Origin of the sequence: Mesorhizobium sp. M0751 (assembly GCF_040320265.1) — a bacterium.
Lineage (GTDB): Bacteria > Pseudomonadota > Alphaproteobacteria > Rhizobiales > Rhizobiaceae > Mesorhizobium.
Genome location: NZ_JAMYPH010000002.1, coordinates 1 through 19,899, shown reverse-complemented (window position 1 = coordinate 19,899; position 19,899 = coordinate 1). Strand labels below are relative to the sequence as shown.

The window sequence follows — 19,899 nt, the reverse complement described above, 5'->3', positions numbered from 1 at the left end:
GCTCAGACCGTGCGCAGGCGCGGCTTGAGCACGGCAATGCTTGCGCCGCGTCGGCTGGCGGTGCGGATTGCCGGAGCGGCCACGCCCGTCAGTTCGCCGAATGTTTCGATCGGAGCCGGTTTGCCGAGGTAATAGCCTTGCCCAATCTCGCAAGCCTCGGCGTCCAGGAACTGCAATTCACCCGGCGTCTCGATGCCCTCCGCAAGGACTGGCAGGCCGAGACCGCGTCCAAGCCCCAGCACGGCGCGAACGATCGCCGCGAACTGGGCGTTCTTGTCGACCGATTTGATGAACGACCCGTCGATCTTGATCTTGTCGAAGGGAAAGGCGCTAAGGTTGGACAGCGAAGAATAGCCGGTGCCAAAATCGTCCATCGCCACATGCACGCCAAGCGCCTTGACCTGCCTCAAGGTTGCCAGCGCGCGCGGCATGTCCTTCACCAGGGCCGTTTCGGTGATCTCCAGTTCGAGTCTGCCGGGGGCCAGGCCGGATCTCGACAATGCGTCGTGCACCTTGCGGCTGAAGTTCGGATTGTGAAGTTGCACGGCGGAGACGTTGACGGCGACCATTAGCGGGTTTGTCCAGCGAGCAGCATCGTTACAGGCCGTCGTCAGCACCCAGTCGCCGATCTGGGCGATCGCGCCACTGTCCTCTGCCACGGGGATGAAAACGGCCGGAGAAATGTCACCCCGCTCCGGATGCTGCCAACGGACCAGGGCTTCGAAGCCGATCATCCTGCCGCCGCGGATCTCCTTCTGGGGCTGGTAGACGAGGTGGAACTCCTTGCGGGCGATCGCCTGGCGCAATTCATGCTCCATCACGCGCTTGTCGCGGGCCGCGGTGCCCATGGCTATCTCGAAAAACCGGTAAGTGTCCCTGCCTTCGGTTTTGGCGCGATGGAGTGCCGTGTCGGCGTGGCTGATCAGGCCGGCCTGGTCTTCGGCATCCAGCGGAAAGAAAGCGATGCCGATGCTGGCCGAGACAAGGCCGGAGCCGACTGAAACCCTGTTTTCCTCCCGGATCGCCGCCAGCAAGTCCTCGGCTATCCGACCTGCGGCCAGGGGGTCGGGGAGGTTCGGCGCTATGATGGCAAATTCGTCGCCGCCGAGACGCGCGAGCAACTGCCCTTGGCGCGGGATGCCGGCAATGCAGTGCGCCAGCTTCTGCAACATGGCGTCGCCGGCGCCGTGGCCGTGGAGGTCGTTGACCTGCTTGAACCGGTCGAGGTCAAGCAGCAGGAGCGCCAGATATCCATCCTTGCCGCCACGATCCATCGAGGCGAATTCTGCTTCCAGCCGGGAAGAAAAGCTCCGCCGATTCGCAAGCCCGGTAAGTGGGTCGAAATGCGCGAGGCGGAGGATCTCCTCTTCCGCCTTCTTGCGCTCACGGATGTCGCGGACGGCAAGCACCGTATGAGGCCTGCCGCAGTAGGTGATCTTCCTGGCGATCAGTTCGACAGGAATTCTCGCTCCGTCGCTGCCCCTTAATTTCGCTTCCTGCGCCTGTTCGCCGAAGCCGGACATATCGGCTGCGCCCTGTCCGTCGAAAAGCTCGCCGAATTGCATCGTGTTGAGGGTGGCTGTCGCTGTTCCGGTCAGCTGCGCCATACTGTCATTGGCGCTGACGATGCGGGTGCCATCGCAAACGATCAGACCTTCCACCGCCGCATTGGCGAGATCGTGCATGCGATCGGCCTCGAGCTTCTGGCGGCGAAAGCGCAGGTCGATCCACAGGGCGGTGCCCGACAGCACAAGGATTATCAGGCTGGCGACCGCTGCGGCAAAGGCCTGGGAAACGGGATCGATTGAATGTGCCGATATTTCAATCGAGGAATCCGGAATGATCGACACCGCGGCCATCGCGATGAAATGCAAGCTGCAGATCGCCAGCGTCAAAAGCGCGGCGCCGCCAAGTGTCGCGAGCGCTGACGGGCGGCGCAAGACTACAAGAAGGGCCAGTGCCGCAAGGGTCACGCCGGCCAGAAGCGATATCGCGACAAGGAGCAGGTTCCATACGACCCGGCCTTCGACCTCGAAAGCGGCCATGCCGATGTAGTGCATCGTCGCGATGGCGCCGCCCAGGATGGCGCCACCGACGAGGAAATGGTCGATGCCGCGGCGCAAAGTGGCGACCCACATCCCAAGCGCGGTCAGGATGACGGCGGCGGCAAGCGAAAAGGCGGATAATGCCGGGTTGTATGCGTTCGGTATTCCCGGCGTAAACGCGGTCATGGCGATGAAATGCGTCGCCCATATGCCGAACCCGGTCGAGGCAGCGGCAATCATCAGCCAGACAAGCCGGTTTCGCTCGGTCGATCGGCCGACATGCTTAAGGAGATTAACCGCTGAGAAGCAAGAAATTCCACAGACGAGTGCGGCAAGCGCAACCAGTCTCGGATCGTGCTGACTTACAATACAATTATAGACCGTCAGCATCCTGGTTCACTCGGTCTGCCAAAACTAACAGGGGAGGTGTGACTGATTAGCTCTTGGAGATTTTAACGAATGGTTAACCCGCGGGCCATGAGGCGGGTCTTTTCGGGGGAAAACCGACGCTGCTGCGCCGAAAAGGCGGTGATGTAGTTTCTGACGCCGCGTTTCGGGGACTGCAGTTTAGTAGGAAATGATGTTCATTGATCCGCAACAAAACCGTTGTCCGATTGTCATCAGCGCCACATATTGGCTTTGCGGAAGTGCCCCTTTCGCCAATGACAAACGGGAGATGAAACATGAAGTTCCTCGGCTTCGCGGCCGGTATCGCCGCCACCTTGACCCTGCTTTCCACCACCTCCGCCTTCGCCGTCACGCAGATCAGCTGGTGGCACGCCATGACCGGCGCCAACGCCGAGGTCGTCGACAAGATCTCCAAGGATTTCAACGCCAGCCAGAGCGACTATGAGCTCGTTCCGGTGTTCAAGGGCACCTATCCGGAGACGCTGAATGCGGGCATCGCTGCCTTCCGCGCCGGCCAAGCGCCCGATATCCTCCAGGTGTTCGATGTCGGCACCGGCGTGATGATGGCGGCCGAGGGTGCGATCAAGCCGGTGGCCGATGTGATGACCGGTGCTGGGATGACCTTCGACAAGAGCCAGTATCTGCCCGGCATCGTCGGCTATTATTCGAAGCCGGACGGCACCATGCTGTCGTTCCCCTACAACTCCTCCTCGCCGATCCTTTACTACAACAAGGACATCTTCCAGAAGGCAGGCCTCGACGTGAACAATCCGCCCAAGACCTGGAACGAGGTTTGGGAGGCTGCCAAGAAGATCAAGACGAGCGGCGCCGCCTCTTGCGGCTATACCTCGACCTGGCTGACCTGGATCCACCTGGAGAATTTCGCGGCGTGGAATGACGTGCCTTGGGCCAGCCAACAGAATGGCCTGGCCGGCGGTGACGTCGAACTCAAGATCAATGCGCCGATTTTCGTCAACCACTTCCAGGCGCTCGCTGACCTGGCCAAGGACGGCACATTCAAATATGGCGGACGCACCTCCGAAGCCAAGCAGATATTCCTCGCCGGCGAATGCGGCATCTTCACCGAATCTTCGGGCGGCCTCGGCGATATCGTCAAGTCCGGCATGAACTATGGCATCGGCCAGCTTCCTTACGACAGTGACGCCAAGGGTGCCCCGCAGAACACGACGCCGGGCGGTGCCAGCCTGTGGGTATTCGGCAACAAGTCGGACGAGGAATACAAGGGCGTTGCCGCCTTCTTTGCCTATCTGTCCAAGACCGATGTGCAGGAATATCTGCACCAGAAGTCGGGATACCTGCCTGTGACGCTCGCCGCGTACGAGGCGACCAAGAAATCAGGCTTCTATGACAAGAACCCCGGCCGCGAGACACCTATCCTGCAGATGATCGGAAAGTCGCCGACGGACAATTCGAAGGGCGTGCGCCTGCCGAATCTGCCGCAGGTGCGCGATATCCAGAACGAGGAGCTGGAGAAGATGCTGGCCGGCCAGCAAACCGCCCAGCAGGCGCTCGACAATGCGGTCGCGCGCGGCAACGCCGCGATCAAGGAAGCCCTGGACAACTAACGAGATCATTTCGGTTAGTCGGTTGGAATATCGCCCACGCGAGCGCGCGTGGGCGATGCCTGGATAGCGAGGGAATTCAGCCTGTCTGCACGCATCGTCTTTCCCAACAAGATCCTGCCCTACCTGCTGGTGGCACCACAACTCGCCATCACCCTGGTTTTCTTCTACTGGCCGGCCGGTCAGGCGCTTTACCAGTCGATGCTCAGGCAAGACCCGTTCGGGCTGAAGAGCAGGTTCGTCTGGTTTGCCAATTTCCGGAAGGTGCTGGCCGATCCGGCCTACCTCAACTCGATCAAGGTCACGGTGGTGTTCTCGCTTGCGACCGCGATCGTTGCCATGGTTGTGGCCCTGCTTCTCGCGGTCATGGCCGAGAAGGCCGTGCGCGGCAAAGGCCTCTACCGCACACTGTTGATATGGCCTTATGCCGTGGCGCCGGCGATTGCCGGCATGCTTTGGCTTTTTCTGTTCAATCCTTCGATCGGCTCGTTGGCCTATTTGCTGAGAAGCCTCGGCATCGCATGGGACCCACTGCTCAACGGCAACCACGCCATGATCCTGCTGGTGTCGGCTGCTGCCTGGAAGCAGATCAGCTACAACTTCCTGTTCTTCGTCGCCGGCCTGCAGGCGGTGCCGAAAACGCTGATCGAGGCGGCGGCCATGGACGGCGCCGGCGAAACCAAGCGCTTCTGGACCATCGTCTTCCCGCTGCTTGCGCCGACAACCTTTTTCCTGCTGGTCGTCAACACCGTCTATGCCCTGTTCGACACGTTCGGCATCGTTCATGCCGTCACCGGCGGCGGGCCGGGCAAGACGACCGAGACGCTGGTCTACAAGGTCTACAATGACGGCTTCGTCAATCTGATCCTGGGCGATTCGGCGGCGCAGTCGGTCATCCTGATGGCCATCGTCATCGCGCTCACAGCGATCCAGTTCCGCTATGTGGAACGCAAAGTCCACTACGGCTGAGGGCAGCGATGATCGGCCAGTCCCCGCTCCGCACCTTCATCGCCCATGCCGTGCTCATCCTTGGCATATTGATCGTGGCTTTTCCGATCTACTACACCTTCGTGGCCTCGACACACACGCTGCAAACGATCCTCAGGCCGCCGCTGCCGCTCTTGCCCGGCGGCCAGCTATTGAACAATTACAGCGAGGCGTTGTTCGGCGGCATTGGTCGTATTGGCGGGGTCAGCGTCGGCAGGCTGCTCCTCAACACCACAATCATGGCGCTCGGCGTCGCGGTGGGAAAGATCTTCATCTCGATCCTGTCGGCCTACGCGATCGTGTTCTTCCGCTTTCCGCTGCGCATGACCTTCTTCTGGCTAATCTTCATCACCTTGATGCTTCCAGTCGAGGTGCGCATCCTGCCGACCTACAAGGTGATGGTCGATCTCGGCATGATCGACACCTATGCCGGCCTGATCATCCCGCTGATCGCCTCGGCCACCGCAACGCTGCTATTTCGCCAGTTCTTCATGACCATACCGGGTGAATTGGTCGAGGCGGCGCGTGTCGACGGTGCCGGGCCATGGCGCTTCTTTTTCGATATTCTGGTACCGCTGTCGCGGACAAACATCGCCGCGCTGTTCGTGATCCTCTTCATCTATGGCTGGACGCAGTATCTTTGGCCGCTGCTCGTCACCAACAGCAACGACATGAACACCATCGTCATCGCGCTGAGAAAGATGGTTTCCTTCGCCGATGCCGACACCCAATGGCACCTGGTCATGGTCACCGCGATGCTTGCCATCGTACCGCCGATCCTGGTTGTCGTGCTGATGCAACGCTGGTTCGTGCGCGGCCTGGTCGAATCCGAAAAGTGAGAAGCCGATGGCGACCGTCGATCTGAAGGACGTGAAGAAGGTCTATCCCAGCGGCGTCGAAGCCGTGAAGGGCGTCTCCATCGCCATTCCCGACAAAGAGCTTTGCGTGCTGGTCGGCCCCTCCGGCTGCGGCAAGTCCACGCTGCTGAGGATGATCGCCGGGCTGGAGACGATTTCGGCCGGTACAGTCGCCATCGACGGCAAGGTGGTCAACGCCATTGGCCCGACTGAACGTGACATCGCCATGGTGTTCCAGAACTATGCGCTCTACCCGCATATGAAGGTCTATGACAACATGGCCTATGGCCTGCGCAACCGCGGCACGCCGAAGGACGAGATCGACAGCAGGGTACGCTCGACTGCCAAGGTGCTGGAGCTGTCCGCGCTGCTCGATCGGCGCCCGCGCGAGCTTTCCGGCGGTCAGCGCCAGCGCGTCGCCATGGGTCGCGCCATCGTGCGCAACCCGAAGGTCTTCCTGTTCGACGAACCACTGTCCAACCTCGATGCGAAATTGCGCGGGCAGATGCGCATCGAGATCAAGAATCTGCAGCGCTCGCTTGGCGTAACCTCGGTTTATGTCACGCACGACCAGCTTGAGGCGATGACGCTGGCCGACATTCTCGTCGTCATGAACGCCGGACTGGTCGAGCAGACCGGCGCGCCGCTTGATGTGTACGAGAAGCCGGCCTCGACCTTCGTCGCTTCGTTCATAGGCGCACCGCCGATGAATCTGCTGACGCTCACAGGGGCCTTCCCAAGCTTGGTATTGGCGGACGGTACTGTGATTGGCTTGGCGCCTCGACAGGGCAAGGCGGTGACACTCGGCTTTCGTCCGGAGGACGCCGATATCACCTTCGCGGCAGAGGCGCCGGCCGGCGCGCTCGCCCTGCCGGCGACAGTGGAAGCGGTCGAACCGGTCGGTGCCGAAAGCTTTCTCCATTGCGTGGCAGCCGGCAGCCGCATCGTGGTGCGCGTCTCAGGCCGCGCCAGCGCCAAGCCAGGCGACCAATTGCGCGTCGTGGCCAGGTCCGAAAAGCTGCATTGGTTCGATCTGGCGGGTAAACGGGTCGATTGAGACTGGTCTTTCATCCTGCCGAGTGGTGCTATGCGTGCCCAAAATCGTTCAGGCAAACACATGCGCCTTGCCCGACACGGTCAGCCGGACGATCTCGCCGATCGCCGGCGCGTCCATGCCCGGCTTGCGCAGGATCAACGGCGTGTTGCCGATGGCCGCGGCGTCGGGCGGATCGGGGCTGTTCAACAGACGCACCGCGATGGTGCACATCGAGCCGGCGAACTCCGATTCCGTCACCTCGCCGAACAGCATGTCCGGCGTGCCGGACATGCCTTCACGCGATGTGCGTTTCAGCAACACCTGCTCCGGCCGCAGCATGATGCGGGCGACGTCGCGCCGCTCCGGGCTGTCGACGGCGATGCGGCCGAGCGGCGAGATGGCGAAGCCATCGGCGATCCTCGCCGGCAGGACGATGGCGTCGCCGAGGAACTCGGCGACCATCCTGTCCTTCGGCTTGAAATAGAGCTCACGTGGCGTGCCGACCTGCGAGAAGTTGCCGTCGCGCATCACCGCGACCTGGCTGGCGAATGACAGCGCCTCGGCCTGGTCGTGGGTGACCAGGATGGTGGTGATGCCGGCGGTTTCAAGGAGCTCGGCCACGGCCTTGCGCATCGAGGCGCGCAGGCCGGTGTCGAGCGCCGAGAACGGCTCGTCGAGCAGCATCAGCCGCGGCTTCATGGCCATGGCGCGGGCGAGCGCGACGCGCTGCTGCTGGCCACCCGAAAGTTCGTGCGGGCGGCGCTTCAGGATCCCTTTGTCGAGCCCGACGACATAGGCGAGCTCGGCGATGCGCTCACTGCGCTTTTCCTCGTGACGCCCCATGCCGAAGCCGATATTGGCGGCGATGCTCAGATGCGGGAATAGAGCGCCGTCCTGCGCCACCAGCCCGATGCCGCGGCGATGCGCCGGCACGGCCGTGTCGCCATCGGCCAGCACCTCGCCATCGAGCACGATGCGGCCCTGGTCCGGCGCCTCGAAGCCGGCGATCAGCCGCAGCAACGTGGTCTTGCCGCAACCGGACGGCCCGACGATTGCCGTACGGCTGCCGCTGGCCACGCTGAGGTCGACGCCGGCAAGTGCTGCGACGGGCCCGTAGTGCTTGTGGATGCCGCTCAGCTCGAGAAAGCTCATCGCCCGGCCATCCGCTTCGACTGGACATAGAGCAGCCAGGTCAAAGGCAGTGACATCGCCACCATGATCAGGGCATAAGGCGCCGCCGATGCATAGTCGATCTCGCCGCTATAGGACCAGAACGCCATCGCCAGCGTGCGGGTGCCGTTGGGCGCCAGCATCTGGGTTGCGGTCAATTCGTTCATGATGCCGAGCGCGACCAACGCCATACCGGCTGCGGCGCCCGGCGCCGACAGGCGGATGGTCGTCGACCACAGCGCCTTGAGCGGCGACCGGCCGAGGCTGGAGGCGGCGCGTTCGAGCTCGACCGGCGCCTGTGCGATCGACGCCCTGAGGCTAATCAGGGCGCGCGGCAGGAACATCAGCGCATAGGCGACCAGGATGGTGAACAGGGTCTGGTAGAGCGGCATGGCAATACGCACGGCGATGGTGACCAGCGCCAGCGCGATGACGACGCCGGGCAATGCGCCGACGATATAGTTGCAGCCCTCCAGGGCGCGTTGCAGCCTTCCCGGCGAGCGAATCGAGATCCACGCCATCGGCATTGCCGCGACGGTGGCAAGCAGCGCCCCGGCAATCGCCAGGAACAGCGTCTGGCCAAGCGCCAGGCCGATCTCGTCGAACCGCCAGACGTCGGCGCCGCCGGCGATGAGCCAGCGGCCGATAGTGACGAACGGCACGCCGAGCGCCAGCAGCGTGGTGATGGCGGGCAGCAGCAGGCAAGGAATGGTGGCGCGCCCAAGGTTCGTGCGCTGCTGGTGGCGCGCAGCACCCGAGCCGACGCGGGCATAGCGCTCCTCGCCACGCACCAGCACCTCCAGCCCGAGCAGCACAAGGCAGCAGGTCACCAGCACGCCGGCCAGCATGTTGGCGGCGGGACCGTTGAAGGTCGACTGAAACTGGTCGACGATCGCGGTGGTGAAGGTGTCGAAGCGGATGAAGACATAGAGCCCGTATTCGGCCAGGAGATGCAGGCCGACCAGCAGGGAGCCGCCGCAAATGGCGAGCCGGAGCTGCGGCAGCACGACACGCCTGAACACACGCCACGGGCCGAGACCAAGGGCTGCCGCTGCATCCTCGAGAGCGGGATCGAGCCGGCGCAATGCCGCCGCCACCGGCAGATAGAGGAACGGGAAATAGGCGATGACCGACACAAGCACGCCGGCCCACAGGCCGTGCAGTCTGGGCACCATGGTGATCCAGGCGTAACTGTGGACGAAGGCGGGAATGGCGAGCGGCGCCACCGACAGCCAGGCCCATAAGCGGGCACCCGGCAGATCGCTGCGCTCGGTCAGCCAGGCCAGCGCCACCGACAGCACGATCGAGATCGGCACCGCCAGCACCACCAGCAGGCTGGTGTTGACCAGAAGCTCGCCGACGCGCGGCCTGAACACGAGCGCCGCCACCGTTTCCCAGCCGGTCTGCACGGCCACCCAGACGATGAAGGCAAGCGGCAGCAGCGCAAAAAGCGAGACAAAGACGGCGACCAGCGAAATCCATGAGACCGACCAACGACGTGCCCGCACGGCCGTGGTGTCGGCTGGCAAGCCTGAAGGTGCGAGATCGATCGCCGACTGCATCAGATCATACGTTGTGCCGTTTCCGCCCGGAGGCGGAAACGATCGGCGGCGGATAATCTCGCGAGTAGCTTGTGGTCATAGGCAAATGCCATCTTGAAAACAGAGCGCTCCCGCGGAAAGCGAATTCCCACAGGAGCGCAGTCGGTTGCCCTTTTAGGACGAACGCCGGCTAAAGCAAGCCGGCCGCCGTCATCAGGTCGGTCACCTTCTTCGAGTTCAGCGTCGTCGCGTCGACTTTCGGCGCCTGCAGATCGGCCAACGGCACCAGCTTCGGATTGGACTCGGCGCCCTTGCCGACCGCGTATTCGAAGGAATCGCCTGTTTTCAGCACGTCCTGGCCGCCCTTGCCGGTGACCCATGTCAGGAAAGCCTGCGCTTCCTTCGGGTGCTTGCTCGAGGCCAGCACGCCACCGCCGGAAACCGAGACGAAAGCGCCGGGATCCTGGTGCTTGAAATAGTGCAACTCGACGTTCTTGCTGTTCTCGCCGGTCTTGGCCTGATCGCCATAGTAGTAATAGTGATAGATCACGCCGCCTTCGACCTCGCCGGCATTGACCGCCTTCATCACCGTGCTGTTGCCCTTATAGGCGGTAAAATTCTCCTTCATCGCCTTCAGCCATTCGGCCGTCGCTGCCTCACCCTTGAGCTGCAGAAGCGCGCTGACGATCGCCTGGAAATCGGCGCCGGAGGGCGAAGCGGCCCAACGGCCCTTCCAGCTCGGATCGGCGAGATCGAGCAGCGATTTGGGCAGCTGGTTGGCGGTCAGCTTGGTCTTGTTGTAGGCAAAGACGGTGCTGCGCGCGGCGACGCCGACCCATTTGCCGCTCGCCGGCTGGTACTCCTGCGGAACCTGGGCCAGCGTCTCGGTGTCGACCGGTGCGAACAGGCCGGCCGCCTCGACCAGCGCCATGGCCGGCGAATTCTCCGTCAGGAACACATCGGCGGGCGAAGCGGTGCCTTCCGCAACGATCTGATTGGAGAAATCGCTGTCGCCGCCATTGCGGACGGTGACCTTGATGCCGGTTTCCTTGGTGAATCCCTCCGCCCAGGCCTTGGTCAGGTTTTCGTGCTGGGCGTTGTAGACGACGATGCCCTCGTCCTCTGCTATTGCCGGGCCGGCGATCAGGCTGATTGCAAGTGCTGTCGCACTGGCAAGGGCGGAAAGTGCATACTTCATGGCGTCGTCCTCGATTTCGATGGTCTTTGGCTTGGCACGCTGCACCTATCAATACATGACTAGCGCAGTCAACATTGCTGGCCCACTCAATTGCTCAAAAGGAGCAAACTTTCGTGATGCTCAGCTAATTTGCCTTGGACATTATTTCGCCGGCCCCGTAACAAATCAGCGCCGAGACGCGAATATCGGGGAGTGAACTCTTGTGAGCGGCAAGGACGAGGCCGAGCTTTCACGGCTGCTGCGGGCCGCGATCGCCGGAGACGAAAGGGCCTATGCCGACTTTCTGCACCGGATCGCCGCGCTCGTTCGTGGCTTTGCCCGGCGTAAGATCGTGCAGGGCGGGGTGGATCCCGAGGATGTCGTGCAGGAAACCTTGCTGGCCATTCATGTGAAACGACACACCTGGCGCCGTGATGCGCCGGTGCTGCCTTGGGTCTATGCAATAGCCCGTTTCAAGCTGATCGATGCGTTCCGGCGGCGCGGCCGGCGGATCGAGGTCGAGATCGACGAAATCGCCGAGACCTTTGCCGAGCCGGAATCAGAGACGGTGAGCGAGCGCGACGTCAACCGGGCGCTCGACAGCCTCTCGCCGGCACAACGTTCCGTCGTCGCTGCCGTATCGGTCGAAGGCCGGTCAATCGGTGAGACCGCAGCCAAATTCGGCATCAGCGAGACGGCTGTGCGGGTGTCACTGCACCGCGGGCTTGCCGCCATTGCCAAACGGTTCAGGGCGGGGCGGGAATAACATGAGGACCGAAGATCTCATCAAGGCGCTCGACGCCGATGCCCGCAGCGAGGCGCTGCCGCTGGGCGCCGCCTGGTGGGTTGCCGCCGGCGCGGCCATCGTGATCGCGGCCGCGGTTTTCTGGCTGACGATCGGCCCGCGCCCCGACATTGCGATCGCCATGCACACGATGCGGTTCCTGTCCAAATTCGTCTTCACGATCGCTCTTGCCGCCAGCGCCTTTGCCCTGGTGCGTGCGCTGTCGATGCCCGGTGCATCGACCGGCCGGGTGGCGAGCTGGATGGTCGCCGCGCCGCTGCTGGTGATTGTGGCCGTGATTCTCGAACTCTTCGCCGTGCCTGCGTCCGACTGGGGCACACGCCTGGTCGGGACGAACATGGTCGTCTGCCTGACCTTTATTCCGTTGATCGGCATCGGCCCGCTTGCCGTCTTTCTCGCGGTGCTGCGTCATGGCGCGCCGACACGGCCGGTGCTTGCCGGTGCGGCGGCAGGCCTGCTTGCCGGCGGGCTGGCGGCGACCTTCTATGCAGCGCATTGCTTCGACGATTCGCCGCTTTTTGTCGGCACCTGGTATACGATCGCGATCGCCGGCCTTGCCGTGCTCGGGGCGGTCGGCGGACGACTTTTCGTGCGCTGGTAGTGACGCCGATCAACGCGTCGGAACGGGGTGCTCGCCGCGATAGTCGTAGAAGCCGCGCCCGGTCTTGCGGCCGAGCCAGCCGGCCTCGACATATTTGACCAGCAGCGGGCAGGGGCGGTATTTCGAATCCGACAGCCCGTCATGCAGCACCTGCATGATCGACAGGCAAGTATCGAGCCCGATGAAATCGGCAAGCTGCAGCGGCCCCATCGGATGGTTGGCGCCGAGCTTCATAGCGGTATCGATGGCGTCGACCGAGCCGACACCTTCATAGAGCGTGTAGATCGCTTCGTTGATCATCGGCAGCAGGATGCGGTTGACGATGAAGGCCGGGAAATCCTCCGAGACGGTGATCGTCTTGTCGAGCTGCTTCACATAGGTTTTTGCCGCTTCGAAGGTCTGGTCCTCGGTGGCGATGCCGCGCACCAGTTCGACCAGCTTCATCACCGGAACCGGATTCATGAAATGTATGCCGATGAAGCGTTCAGGGCGGTCGGTCTGCGAAGCCAGCCGCGTGATCGAGATCGATGACGTGTTCGTCGCCAGGATAGCCTCGGGGTTGAGCTGCGGGCACAGCTGGGCATAGATCTTGCGCTTGACCGTCTCGTCCTCTGTCGCTGCTTCGATCACCAGATCGGCGCCAGCAAGGTCGGCCATGGCCGGTGCCGCCGAAATGCGCGCCATGGCCTCATTGCGCAGCTTTTCCTCGAGTTTGCCGGAGCCGACCTGACGGGCCATGTTGCCGCTGATCGTAGCGATGCCCTTTTCGATGCGGTCGGGCGAAATATCGTAAACCAGCACCTTATAGCCCGCCAGCGCCGACACATGGGCGATGCCGCCACCCATCTGGCCCGCGCCGATGATGCCGATCGTCTCGATCTTGCTCATTACCCGATCCCGTCGAGGCCTTTGCGGCCCGTTTTTTGTGCAGTGCAAACTAAAAGGGCGGGGCGACTTCGTCTACCCCACCCCTCAGAATTTAATACGCTTTGGCAGAAGGCGTCAAAGCGCCTTTTGCAGTTCCGGCAGAATGACGAAGAGATCGCCGACGAGACCGTAGTCGGCGACCTGGAAGATCGGCGCTTCCTCGTCCTTGTTGATGGCAACGATCACCTTCGAATCCTTCATGCCGGCAAGGTGCTGGATGGCACCGGAGATGCCGACGGCAATATAAAGGTCGGGCGCTACCACCTTGCCGGTCTGGCCGACCTGCCAGTCGTTCGGCGCATAGCCGGCATCGACGGCGGCGCGAGATGCGCCAACCGCCGCACCGAGCTTGTCGGCGACCGGCAGGATGACCTCCTGGAACTTCTCGGAGGAGCCCAGCGCACGGCCGCCCGAGATGATGATCCTAGCCGAGGTCAGCTCTGGACGGTCGGTCTCGGAGAGCTTGTTCTCGACAAAGCTCGACAGGCCGGGATTGGCCGCCGCCTGGACCGTCTCGACCGGTGCGGAACCGCCGTCGGGTGCTGCCTGGAAGGAAGCAGTGCGCACCGTGATCACCTTCTTGGCGTCACTCGACTGCACCGTCTGGATAGCGTTGCCGGCATAGATCGGCCGCTTGAAGGTGTCGGGCGACACGACTTCGATGATTTCCGATATCTGGGCGACATCGAGCAGCGCCGCCACGCGGGGCGCGACGTTCTTGCCCGACGAGGTCGCCGGCGCGATGATCGTCTCGTATGGCTCAGCAAGCGAAACGACGAGTGCCGCCAGCGGTTCGGCGAGACGCTCGGTCAGTTCGTCAGCGTCGGCGAGCAGCACCTTGGTGACGCCCTTGAGCTTGGCGGCGGCGTCCGCTGCCGGCTTGGCAGCTTTGCCGGCAACCAGCACATGCACGTCCGAACCGATCTGCAGCGCCGCCGAAAGCGCCTTGGCGGTCTGGTCGGAAAGCGCAGCGTTGTCGTGTTCGGCAATCAGAAGAATTGTCATCTCTTTATTCCTTGATCCACTTCAGTGGCGACGTTCGAATTCATGTCAGGCCGAGTCGAAAACGGTTGGGTTCGAGAACCGGAGCGGAGCGTACTTCAGTACGTGAGCACCGGAAGCGGAGAACCCTGCCGTTTGCAGGCCGGCATCACCTGAATTCCTACAGCACGCCGGCTTCGTTCTTCAGCTTGTCTACCAGTTCGGCGACACTCTTGACCTTGACGCCCGCCTTGCGGCCGCCCGGCTCCTCGGTCTTGATTACTTTGAGCCGCGGCTTGACGTCGGCGCCGTAGTCGGCAGGGCTCTTCTCGTCGAGCGGCTTCTTCTTGGCCTTCATGATGTTGGGCAGCGACGCGTAGCGTGGCTGGTTCAGCCGCAAATCGGCCGTGACGATTGCCGGCATCTTCAGTTCCAGCGTCTGCAGGCCGCCATCGACCTCGCGCGTCACCGTGGCCTTGTCACCGTCGAGCACGATCTTGGAGGCGAAGGTGCCCTGCGCCCAGCCGAGAAGTGCGGCCAGCATCTGGCCGGTCTGGTTGGAATCGTCGTCGATCGCCTGCTTGCCGAGAATGACCAGGCCGGGCTGTTCTGCCTCGACGACGCCCTTCAGCACCTTGGCGACGCCGAGCGGCTCGGTCTGCTCGTCGGTCTTGACCAGGATGGCGCGGTCGGCGCCCATGGCGAGCGCCGTGCGCAAGGTCTCCTGTGCCTGCTGCGGCCCGATCGACACGACGATGATCTCTTCGGCCTTGCCAGCTTCCTTCAGCCGGATCGCCTCTTCCACCGCGATCTCGTCGAACGGGTTCATCGCCATCTTGACGTTGGCGAGTTCCACCGCCGAACCGTCCGCCTTCACCCGGACCTTGACGTTCGCATCCACAACCCGCTTCACGGGCACAAGGATCTTCATTTGCCTGTCACCTCTTTCACGATAGTCTCTTCACGCTCGTCGGGCGCGCTATAGCAGCGTGCACCTCTTCAGAGTTGTCGAAAGCCGACATTCCGGACGGAATTCTGGTCTTCGCCACGCCAGTAGGGTGGCGCTTCCGTAGTTGCGGCGACCTCGCGCGTCAATATCCGGGGCGCACTCGGATCTTTGGCGAAGCACTCAAATCGGTTCAGTCCGGACCGGAAACGGTCCCCCGGCCCCAGCGCGGCGCCGGCTGCGCAGGTTGTGGCTCGCTTGGCGCCGGCTCCACGGCTACGGGCACCGAGCCGGCGACCACGGCCGGCTCCTCGTCTGCGCCGGCGAGTAGCGGTACGCCGCGGCTGCGCAAGACAAGCACCAGCACGGCTCCAGCGATGATGCCGCCGATATGGCAGGCCCAGGAAACCTGATCCTCGCCCCCTTGGGCAAACATGAATATCTGGAACAGGATCCACAGGATGAGCGGGATGAAGGCCGGGATGCGCAACGGGATGCGTGCGAAGACCAGCACCCATACCTTCACCCGCGGATAAAGGATCAGGTAGGCAGCGACCACACCGGCGATGGCGCCCGACGCGCCGATCAGCGGCACTGGTGAATCCCAGGCAACCAGACCCTGGAAGAAAGCGCCGGCAATGGCGCAAAGCAGGTAGAAGACGAAGTAGCGGACGTGGCCGAGTGCATCCTCGACATTGTCGCCGAACACCCACAGGAACAGCATGTTGCCGCCGAGGTGGAAGATATCCGCGTGCAGGAAGGAATAGGTCAGATAGCTCAGGCTCTCCGGAATGATGACAAATTGCGGAGCGAGTTCGACGCTGTCATGCACAACCGACGGGATGAAGCCGAGGCCCAGCACCGCGGCGTTGGCGAAGTCCTCCCCGCCAAGCGTTGTGACAAAGTAGATCAGCACGTTTAGCGCGATCAGGCTGATCGTCACATATTGCAGCTTGATGTGCCGCAGCCGGTTGGTGTCGTAAAGCGGGATGAACATCGGGCCTCTCCCGCTTCCGGCGGATTCAGCGGTTCTTGCCGGGAACCCATAGCACGTCGGCATTTCCATTGTCATTGACCGCGCGTGCGGCGACGAACAGAAAGTCCGAGACACGGTTGATGTATCTTATCGCCTCGCGGTTGACGTGCTCGTCCGGGTCTTGCGACAGCGCCACCATGATGCGCTCGGCGCGGCGGGCCACCGTACGGGCGAGGTGAAGGGCAGCCGCTGCCGGCGTACCGCCGTTGAGCACGAAGGATTTGAGCGGCTCAAGGTCCTTGTTGAGGAGGTCGATATCCTGTTCGATGCGGTCGGTCTGCGAAGCGATGATGCGCAGCGGCTCGTAGTCGAGAGGCTTGCCATTGTCGGGGACTGCCAGATCGGCGCCGAGATCGAAAAGGTCGTTCTGGATGCGGCCGAGCATCGCATCGATCGCCGGATTTACCGCAGCTGTATGAATGCGAGCCATGCCGATGCAGGCATTGGCCTCGTCGACCGTGCCGTAGGCGTCGATGCGAAGGTCGGATTTCAGCCGCCGCTCACCAGAGCCGAGGCCGGTGGTGCCATCGTCGCCGGTGCGGGTGTAAATCTTATTGAGCTTGACCACGGGTTACCTCCCGGCTGGTGGCTGCTGCGTCACTTACGGGTGAAATACACCGCCAGCATGATCAGCACCAAGGCCACGAACTGCAATAGCACGCGCGTCTGCATCAGCTTGTTGGAAGTCATGCTGGAGCCGCCGCGCATCATGTTGATGAGACCGCGGATCAGCACGATCACCACGGCGACCATGACGAGAACGGCGAGGATATTGAAGACGGTTGCCATGGTGTGTCCAGTTGAATTGCGTTCAGGCGCGTTTGGCGAGCAGACGATAGAGTACCGATGACGGCAGGATGCGTTTGAGGATGGCGCCGATCCTGGCCGGCACCGTTACCACATAATGCGGGCGCGGGCGCCGCGACAGAAGCGCATGGTGCAAGGCGGCATAAACCACCTCCGGCCCGGGCTTCAGCCGCGATGTGCTGCCGCCGGCCCGCAGCCGTTTGAGTTGCGCCGCATAGGCGAGGCGATGAACGGAATTCTCGTGATCGATATTCGCCAGGAACCATGCGAGGCTGTTGCTAGCGATCTTCGATTTCACCGGCCCCGGCTCAATCAGCGAAACATGGATGCCGCTGCCGAGGAGCTCTTGATAGAGGGACAGCATCAGCCCTTCGATAGCGTGCTTCGATGCCGAGTAGGCGCCGCGAAAAGGCACCGGCGCGAGGCCGAGGATCGATGAGCAATGAACGAGACGACCATGGCCCTGGCGGCGCATCACCGGTACGACACGGCGAGTGAGATCATGCCAGCCAAAGACATTGGCCTCGAACTGCTGCCGTAAAGCCTCGACCGGCAGGTCCTCGACGGCGCCGGGCTGTCCGTAGGCGCCGTTGTTGAAGAGCGCATCGAGCCGGCCGCCGGTCCGTTCCAGCACCGACGTCACCAGCGCCTCGATCGATCCGGGCTCGGTGTAGTCCAGATAAAAGGCCTCGATGCCGTCGGCCTCTAGGGCGGCGATATCTTCGGGCTTTCGTGCCGTTGCGAACACCCGCCAGCCTTCCTTCTTAAGAGCATGGGCGCAATAGGCGCCTATACCGGAAGAGGCACCTGTGACAATGATGGTGCGCAACTCTTCGCCGGGAGGAATGGTGGTTTGACCTAGGGTTGTCATTTACCGCAAACCCTTCCCATATTCGCGGCGTCGGGACAATCGAAGGGAACGCGGTTCTTGTTGCGGAAGATCGTAGCCCTCAAACGCGTCCTCTACGACGCGCTCGGCCATTTCAACACCGACGACGGCTGGGCAATGGCCAGCCATCTGGCGATCACCGCGCTTATGGCGCTTTTTCCTTTCCTGATCTTCGCCACGACGCTGGCGAGTTTTTTCGGCGCACAGGCTTTCGCCGACACCGCCGTGCACCTTGTGTTCGACACATGGCCCGAGCAGATCGCCAAACCGATCGCGCGCGAAGTGCTCAACGTGCTTACCGTCCGTCGCAGCGACCTGTTGACCTACGGTATCGTGCTTGCCGGATACTTCGCCTCGAACGGCATCGAGGCGCTGCGCACTTCGCTCAACCGGGCCTATCGTGTCTCGGAAACGCGCGGCATCATCTACCGGCGGGTGCAGAGTATCATCTTCGTGCTGATCGCGACGGCCGGGTTTTTGGCGATCAGCGTGCTGCTGGTCTTCGCGCCATTGCTGGCACGGCTGGCTGAATCCCATTTTGAATGGATAAAACCCTATATGGGCACGATCACGCTGTGGCGTTACGTCATCGCCTCGGTCGTCATCATCGGCGGTCTGTTCGCCGTGCATTTCTGGTTGCCGGCCGGCAAGCGCCGCTTCGTTTCGATCGTGCCTGGCATCATCTTCACGCTGGTCGGCTGGCTCATCGGGTCGACCATCTTCGCCGCCTATCTCGATCATTTCTCGTCTTATGTGACGACCTATGCCGGCCTCGCCTCGATCATGATCGCCGTCGTCTTCCTCTATATCGTCTCGGCGATCTTCATCCTCGGTGGCGAGCTCAACGCCGCGATCAGCCGCTATTTAGAGGCACGTGCGAGAGTCGGCTGAGTAAAGCATGATCTTTTCCGAAAACCGGTTCCCACTTTTCGGGATCATGCTTTTGGCGGCTGAGCCGTCGCCAGCCCGACGCCGAGCGTCGCGATCGCCATGCCGGCGATCTGGAGCGGGCTCAATTGCTCACCGAACAATGCCCAGGCGATGACCGCTGTGACGGCCGGCACGAGGTAAAACAGCGAGGCGACCTTCGACATTTCGCCGTCGCGGATCATCACCATCAACAGGAAGATGGCGCCGATCGACAGCACCAGCACGAGCCAGGCCATAGCAAAGATCAGTTCGCCATTGACGATGACCGTTCGGGTCTCGAAGGCGAGCGAGGCCAGAGCCATTACCGATGCGCCGCCGACATATTGCCAGAACGTGGCAGCCACCAGATCGCCGCCGGAGGCGAATCGCTTCTGCCAGATCGTGCCGGCGCTCATGCCGAGTACGGAGACCAGCGAGGCGCCCAGCGTTTCGGCCGTCACGCCGCCGCCGAGCGCGCCGAGCTTCGGCCAGAGCACGATCACCACGCCGATCAACCCGAGACCGAGACCGGCCCAGTGGCGCGGCAGGATGGCCTCGCCCAGAAGCCGGCCGGCGAGCACTGCCGTGATCAGCGGCTGCAGGCCGACGATCAAGGCTGAAAGCCCGGCGGGCATGCCCCTGTGGATTGCCCAGAACACGCCGCCGAGATAGATGCCATGCATCAGGATGCCGGCACCGGTCGCGTGCAGCGCCTCATCGCGGGTGGCGCGGCTCGAACCAAGTGCGGCCATCAAAGCGACAAGCAGGATTGCGGCCAGGACAAAGCGCGCGGCCAGGAACGCAAAAGGCTCCGCCCACGGCATGGCATAGCGTGCGCCGATGAAGCCGGTCGCCCACAGGACGACGAAAGAGGCGGGGATGAACCGCTTGAGGCTGTGCATTTTCCGGAGGCCGCGGTGAATTCGGGTGAGGGATCGACTGTGGCGACTGCTTAATGCCGTTCGGGCCGGCAAGCAAAACCAAACGGTTGATCCATAGAGTCATTTGAATTGAAGGAGCGCCGTTGATGGCCGTCAGCTCACCGATCTAGTCTAGTTTCCGTCCACAAACACGTGTATTTCGCAGCGTTTACAGAGGTTTATGCTAGGCTGGGTCGCCTTAGCGACGGGATGGATGGGATCACGGGCGCTGACCGTCGACAAGATAGCGTGGTCAGCACTATCAGCCGCACGC

General features: G+C 62.5%; 19 protein-coding genes. 7 read left to right on the top strand and 12 right to left on the bottom strand.

What is annotated here, in order from left to right:
- Window positions 1–2 precede the first annotated feature (2 nt).
- The gene (locus NKI19_RS02625; protein WP_352567382.1) at window positions 3–2,435 is read right to left on the bottom strand and encodes a bifunctional diguanylate cyclase/phosphodiesterase; all 2,433 of its coding nucleotides are present in this window, start codon (window positions 2,433–2,435) and stop codon (window positions 3–5) included.
- Between the two features lie 293 nt (window positions 2,436–2,728).
- Between NKI19_RS02625 and ugpB the strand changes: the two genes are divergently transcribed.
- From ugpB to ugpC, 4 genes are all read left to right on the top strand, one after another.
- Entirely contained in the window at window positions 2,729–4,039 is a 1,311-nt protein-coding gene (gene ugpB, locus NKI19_RS02620) for a sn-glycerol-3-phosphate ABC transporter substrate-binding protein UgpB (RefSeq protein WP_352567380.1), read from the top strand.
- An 81-nt stretch (window positions 4,040–4,120) separates the two neighbouring features.
- Complete coding sequence (ugpA, locus tag NKI19_RS02615) at window positions 4,121–5,005, top strand: sn-glycerol-3-phosphate ABC transporter permease UgpA (RefSeq protein ID WP_352567396.1); 885 nt, start codon at window positions 4,121–4,123, stop codon at window positions 5,003–5,005.
- Window positions 5,006–5,013: 8 nt separating this feature from the next.
- Complete coding sequence (gene ugpE, locus NKI19_RS02610) at window positions 5,014–5,862, top strand: sn-glycerol-3-phosphate ABC transporter permease UgpE (RefSeq protein WP_352567378.1); 849 nt, start codon at window positions 5,014–5,016, stop codon at window positions 5,860–5,862.
- A 7-nt stretch (window positions 5,863–5,869) separates the two neighbouring features.
- Window positions 5,870–6,937: a sn-glycerol-3-phosphate ABC transporter ATP-binding protein UgpC gene (gene ugpC, locus NKI19_RS02605; RefSeq protein WP_352567376.1), complete on the top strand. Its 1,068-nt coding sequence runs from the start codon at window positions 5,870–5,872 to the stop codon at window positions 6,935–6,937.
- Window positions 6,938–6,985: 48 nt separating this feature from the next.
- Here ugpC and NKI19_RS02600 read toward each other — a convergent pair whose 3' ends face one another.
- From NKI19_RS02600 to NKI19_RS02590, 3 genes are all read right to left on the bottom strand, one after another.
- Window positions 6,986–8,068, bottom strand: a complete 1,083-nt coding sequence (locus tag NKI19_RS02600; protein WP_352567374.1) for an ABC transporter ATP-binding protein — start codon at window positions 8,066–8,068, stop codon at window positions 6,986–6,988.
- Window positions 8,065–9,648 carry an ABC transporter permease gene (locus NKI19_RS02595; RefSeq protein ID WP_352567372.1) on the bottom strand — a complete coding sequence of 528 codons (1,584 nt, stop codon included), beginning with the start codon at window positions 9,646–9,648 and terminating at the stop codon, window positions 8,065–8,067. Before NKI19_RS02595 ends, NKI19_RS02600 begins: the two co-directional genes overlap by 4 nt.
- A 169-nt stretch (window positions 9,649–9,817) precedes the next feature.
- Window positions 9,818–10,825 (bottom strand): iron ABC transporter substrate-binding protein, encoded by a 1,008-nt coding sequence (locus NKI19_RS02590; protein WP_352567370.1) that lies wholly within the window; start codon window positions 10,823–10,825, stop codon window positions 9,818–9,820.
- 202 nt (window positions 10,826–11,027) lie between these two features.
- On the opposite strand from NKI19_RS02590, the gene NKI19_RS02585 reads away from it, so the two are divergent.
- Window positions 11,028–11,570 carry a sigma-70 family RNA polymerase sigma factor gene (locus tag NKI19_RS02585; protein ID WP_352567368.1) on the top strand — a complete coding sequence of 181 codons (543 nt, stop codon included), beginning with the start codon at window positions 11,028–11,030 and terminating at the stop codon, window positions 11,568–11,570.
- 1 nt (window position 11,571) lies between these two features.
- Window positions 11,572–12,210, top strand: coding sequence for an NrsF family protein (locus NKI19_RS02580; RefSeq protein WP_352567366.1), 639 nt, complete (start codon window positions 11,572–11,574; stop codon window positions 12,208–12,210).
- A gap of 9 nt (window positions 12,211–12,219) precedes the next feature.
- On the opposite strand, the gene NKI19_RS02575 is transcribed toward NKI19_RS02580, so the two are convergent.
- The 7 genes from NKI19_RS02575 to NKI19_RS02545 all read right to left on the bottom strand — a co-directional run bounded on the left by NKI19_RS02575 (window position 12,220) and on the right by NKI19_RS02545 (window position 17,778).
- A complete protein-coding gene (locus NKI19_RS02575) occupies window positions 12,220–13,098 on the bottom strand; it encodes a 3-hydroxybutyryl-CoA dehydrogenase (protein ID WP_023677945.1) in 879 nt (292 codons plus the stop codon).
- A 114-nt stretch (window positions 13,099–13,212) separates the two neighbouring features.
- Complete coding sequence (locus NKI19_RS02570) at window positions 13,213–14,142, bottom strand: electron transfer flavoprotein subunit alpha/FixB family protein (RefSeq protein ID WP_352489434.1); 930 nt, start codon at window positions 14,140–14,142, stop codon at window positions 13,213–13,215.
- Window positions 14,143–14,299: 157 nt separating this feature from the next.
- Window positions 14,300–15,049: an electron transfer flavoprotein subunit beta/FixA family protein gene (locus tag NKI19_RS02565; RefSeq protein WP_023677947.1), complete on the bottom strand. Its 750-nt coding sequence runs from the start codon at window positions 15,047–15,049 to the stop codon at window positions 14,300–14,302.
- A 208-nt stretch (window positions 15,050–15,257) separates the two neighbouring features.
- A complete protein-coding gene (locus NKI19_RS02560) occupies window positions 15,258–16,061 on the bottom strand; it encodes a rhomboid family intramembrane serine protease (protein WP_352489435.1) in 804 nt (267 codons plus the stop codon).
- Window positions 16,062–16,086: 25 nt separating this feature from the next.
- Window positions 16,087–16,668, bottom strand: coding sequence for a cob(I)yrinic acid a,c-diamide adenosyltransferase (locus NKI19_RS02555; protein ID WP_023677949.1), 582 nt, complete (start codon window positions 16,666–16,668; stop codon window positions 16,087–16,089).
- 29 nt (window positions 16,669–16,697) lie between these two features.
- Window positions 16,698–16,889 (bottom strand): twin transmembrane helix small protein, encoded by a 192-nt coding sequence (locus tag NKI19_RS02550; RefSeq protein ID WP_023677950.1) that lies wholly within the window; start codon window positions 16,887–16,889, stop codon window positions 16,698–16,700.
- Window positions 16,890–16,911: 22 nt separating this feature from the next.
- Complete coding sequence (locus NKI19_RS02545; protein ID WP_352489436.1) at window positions 16,912–17,778, bottom strand: SDR family oxidoreductase; 867 nt, start codon at window positions 17,776–17,778, stop codon at window positions 16,912–16,914.
- A gap of 57 nt (window positions 17,779–17,835) precedes the next feature.
- On the opposite strand from NKI19_RS02545, the gene NKI19_RS02540 reads away from it, so the two are divergent.
- A complete protein-coding gene (locus tag NKI19_RS02540) occupies window positions 17,836–18,687 on the top strand; it encodes a YihY/virulence factor BrkB family protein (protein ID WP_352489437.1) in 852 nt (283 codons plus the stop codon).
- 44 nt (window positions 18,688–18,731) lie between these two features.
- On the opposite strand, the gene NKI19_RS02535 is transcribed toward NKI19_RS02540, so the two are convergent.
- A complete protein-coding gene (locus NKI19_RS02535; RefSeq protein WP_352489438.1) occupies window positions 18,732–19,607 on the bottom strand; it encodes a DMT family transporter in 876 nt (291 codons plus the stop codon).
- Window positions 19,608–19,899 lie beyond the last annotated feature (292 nt).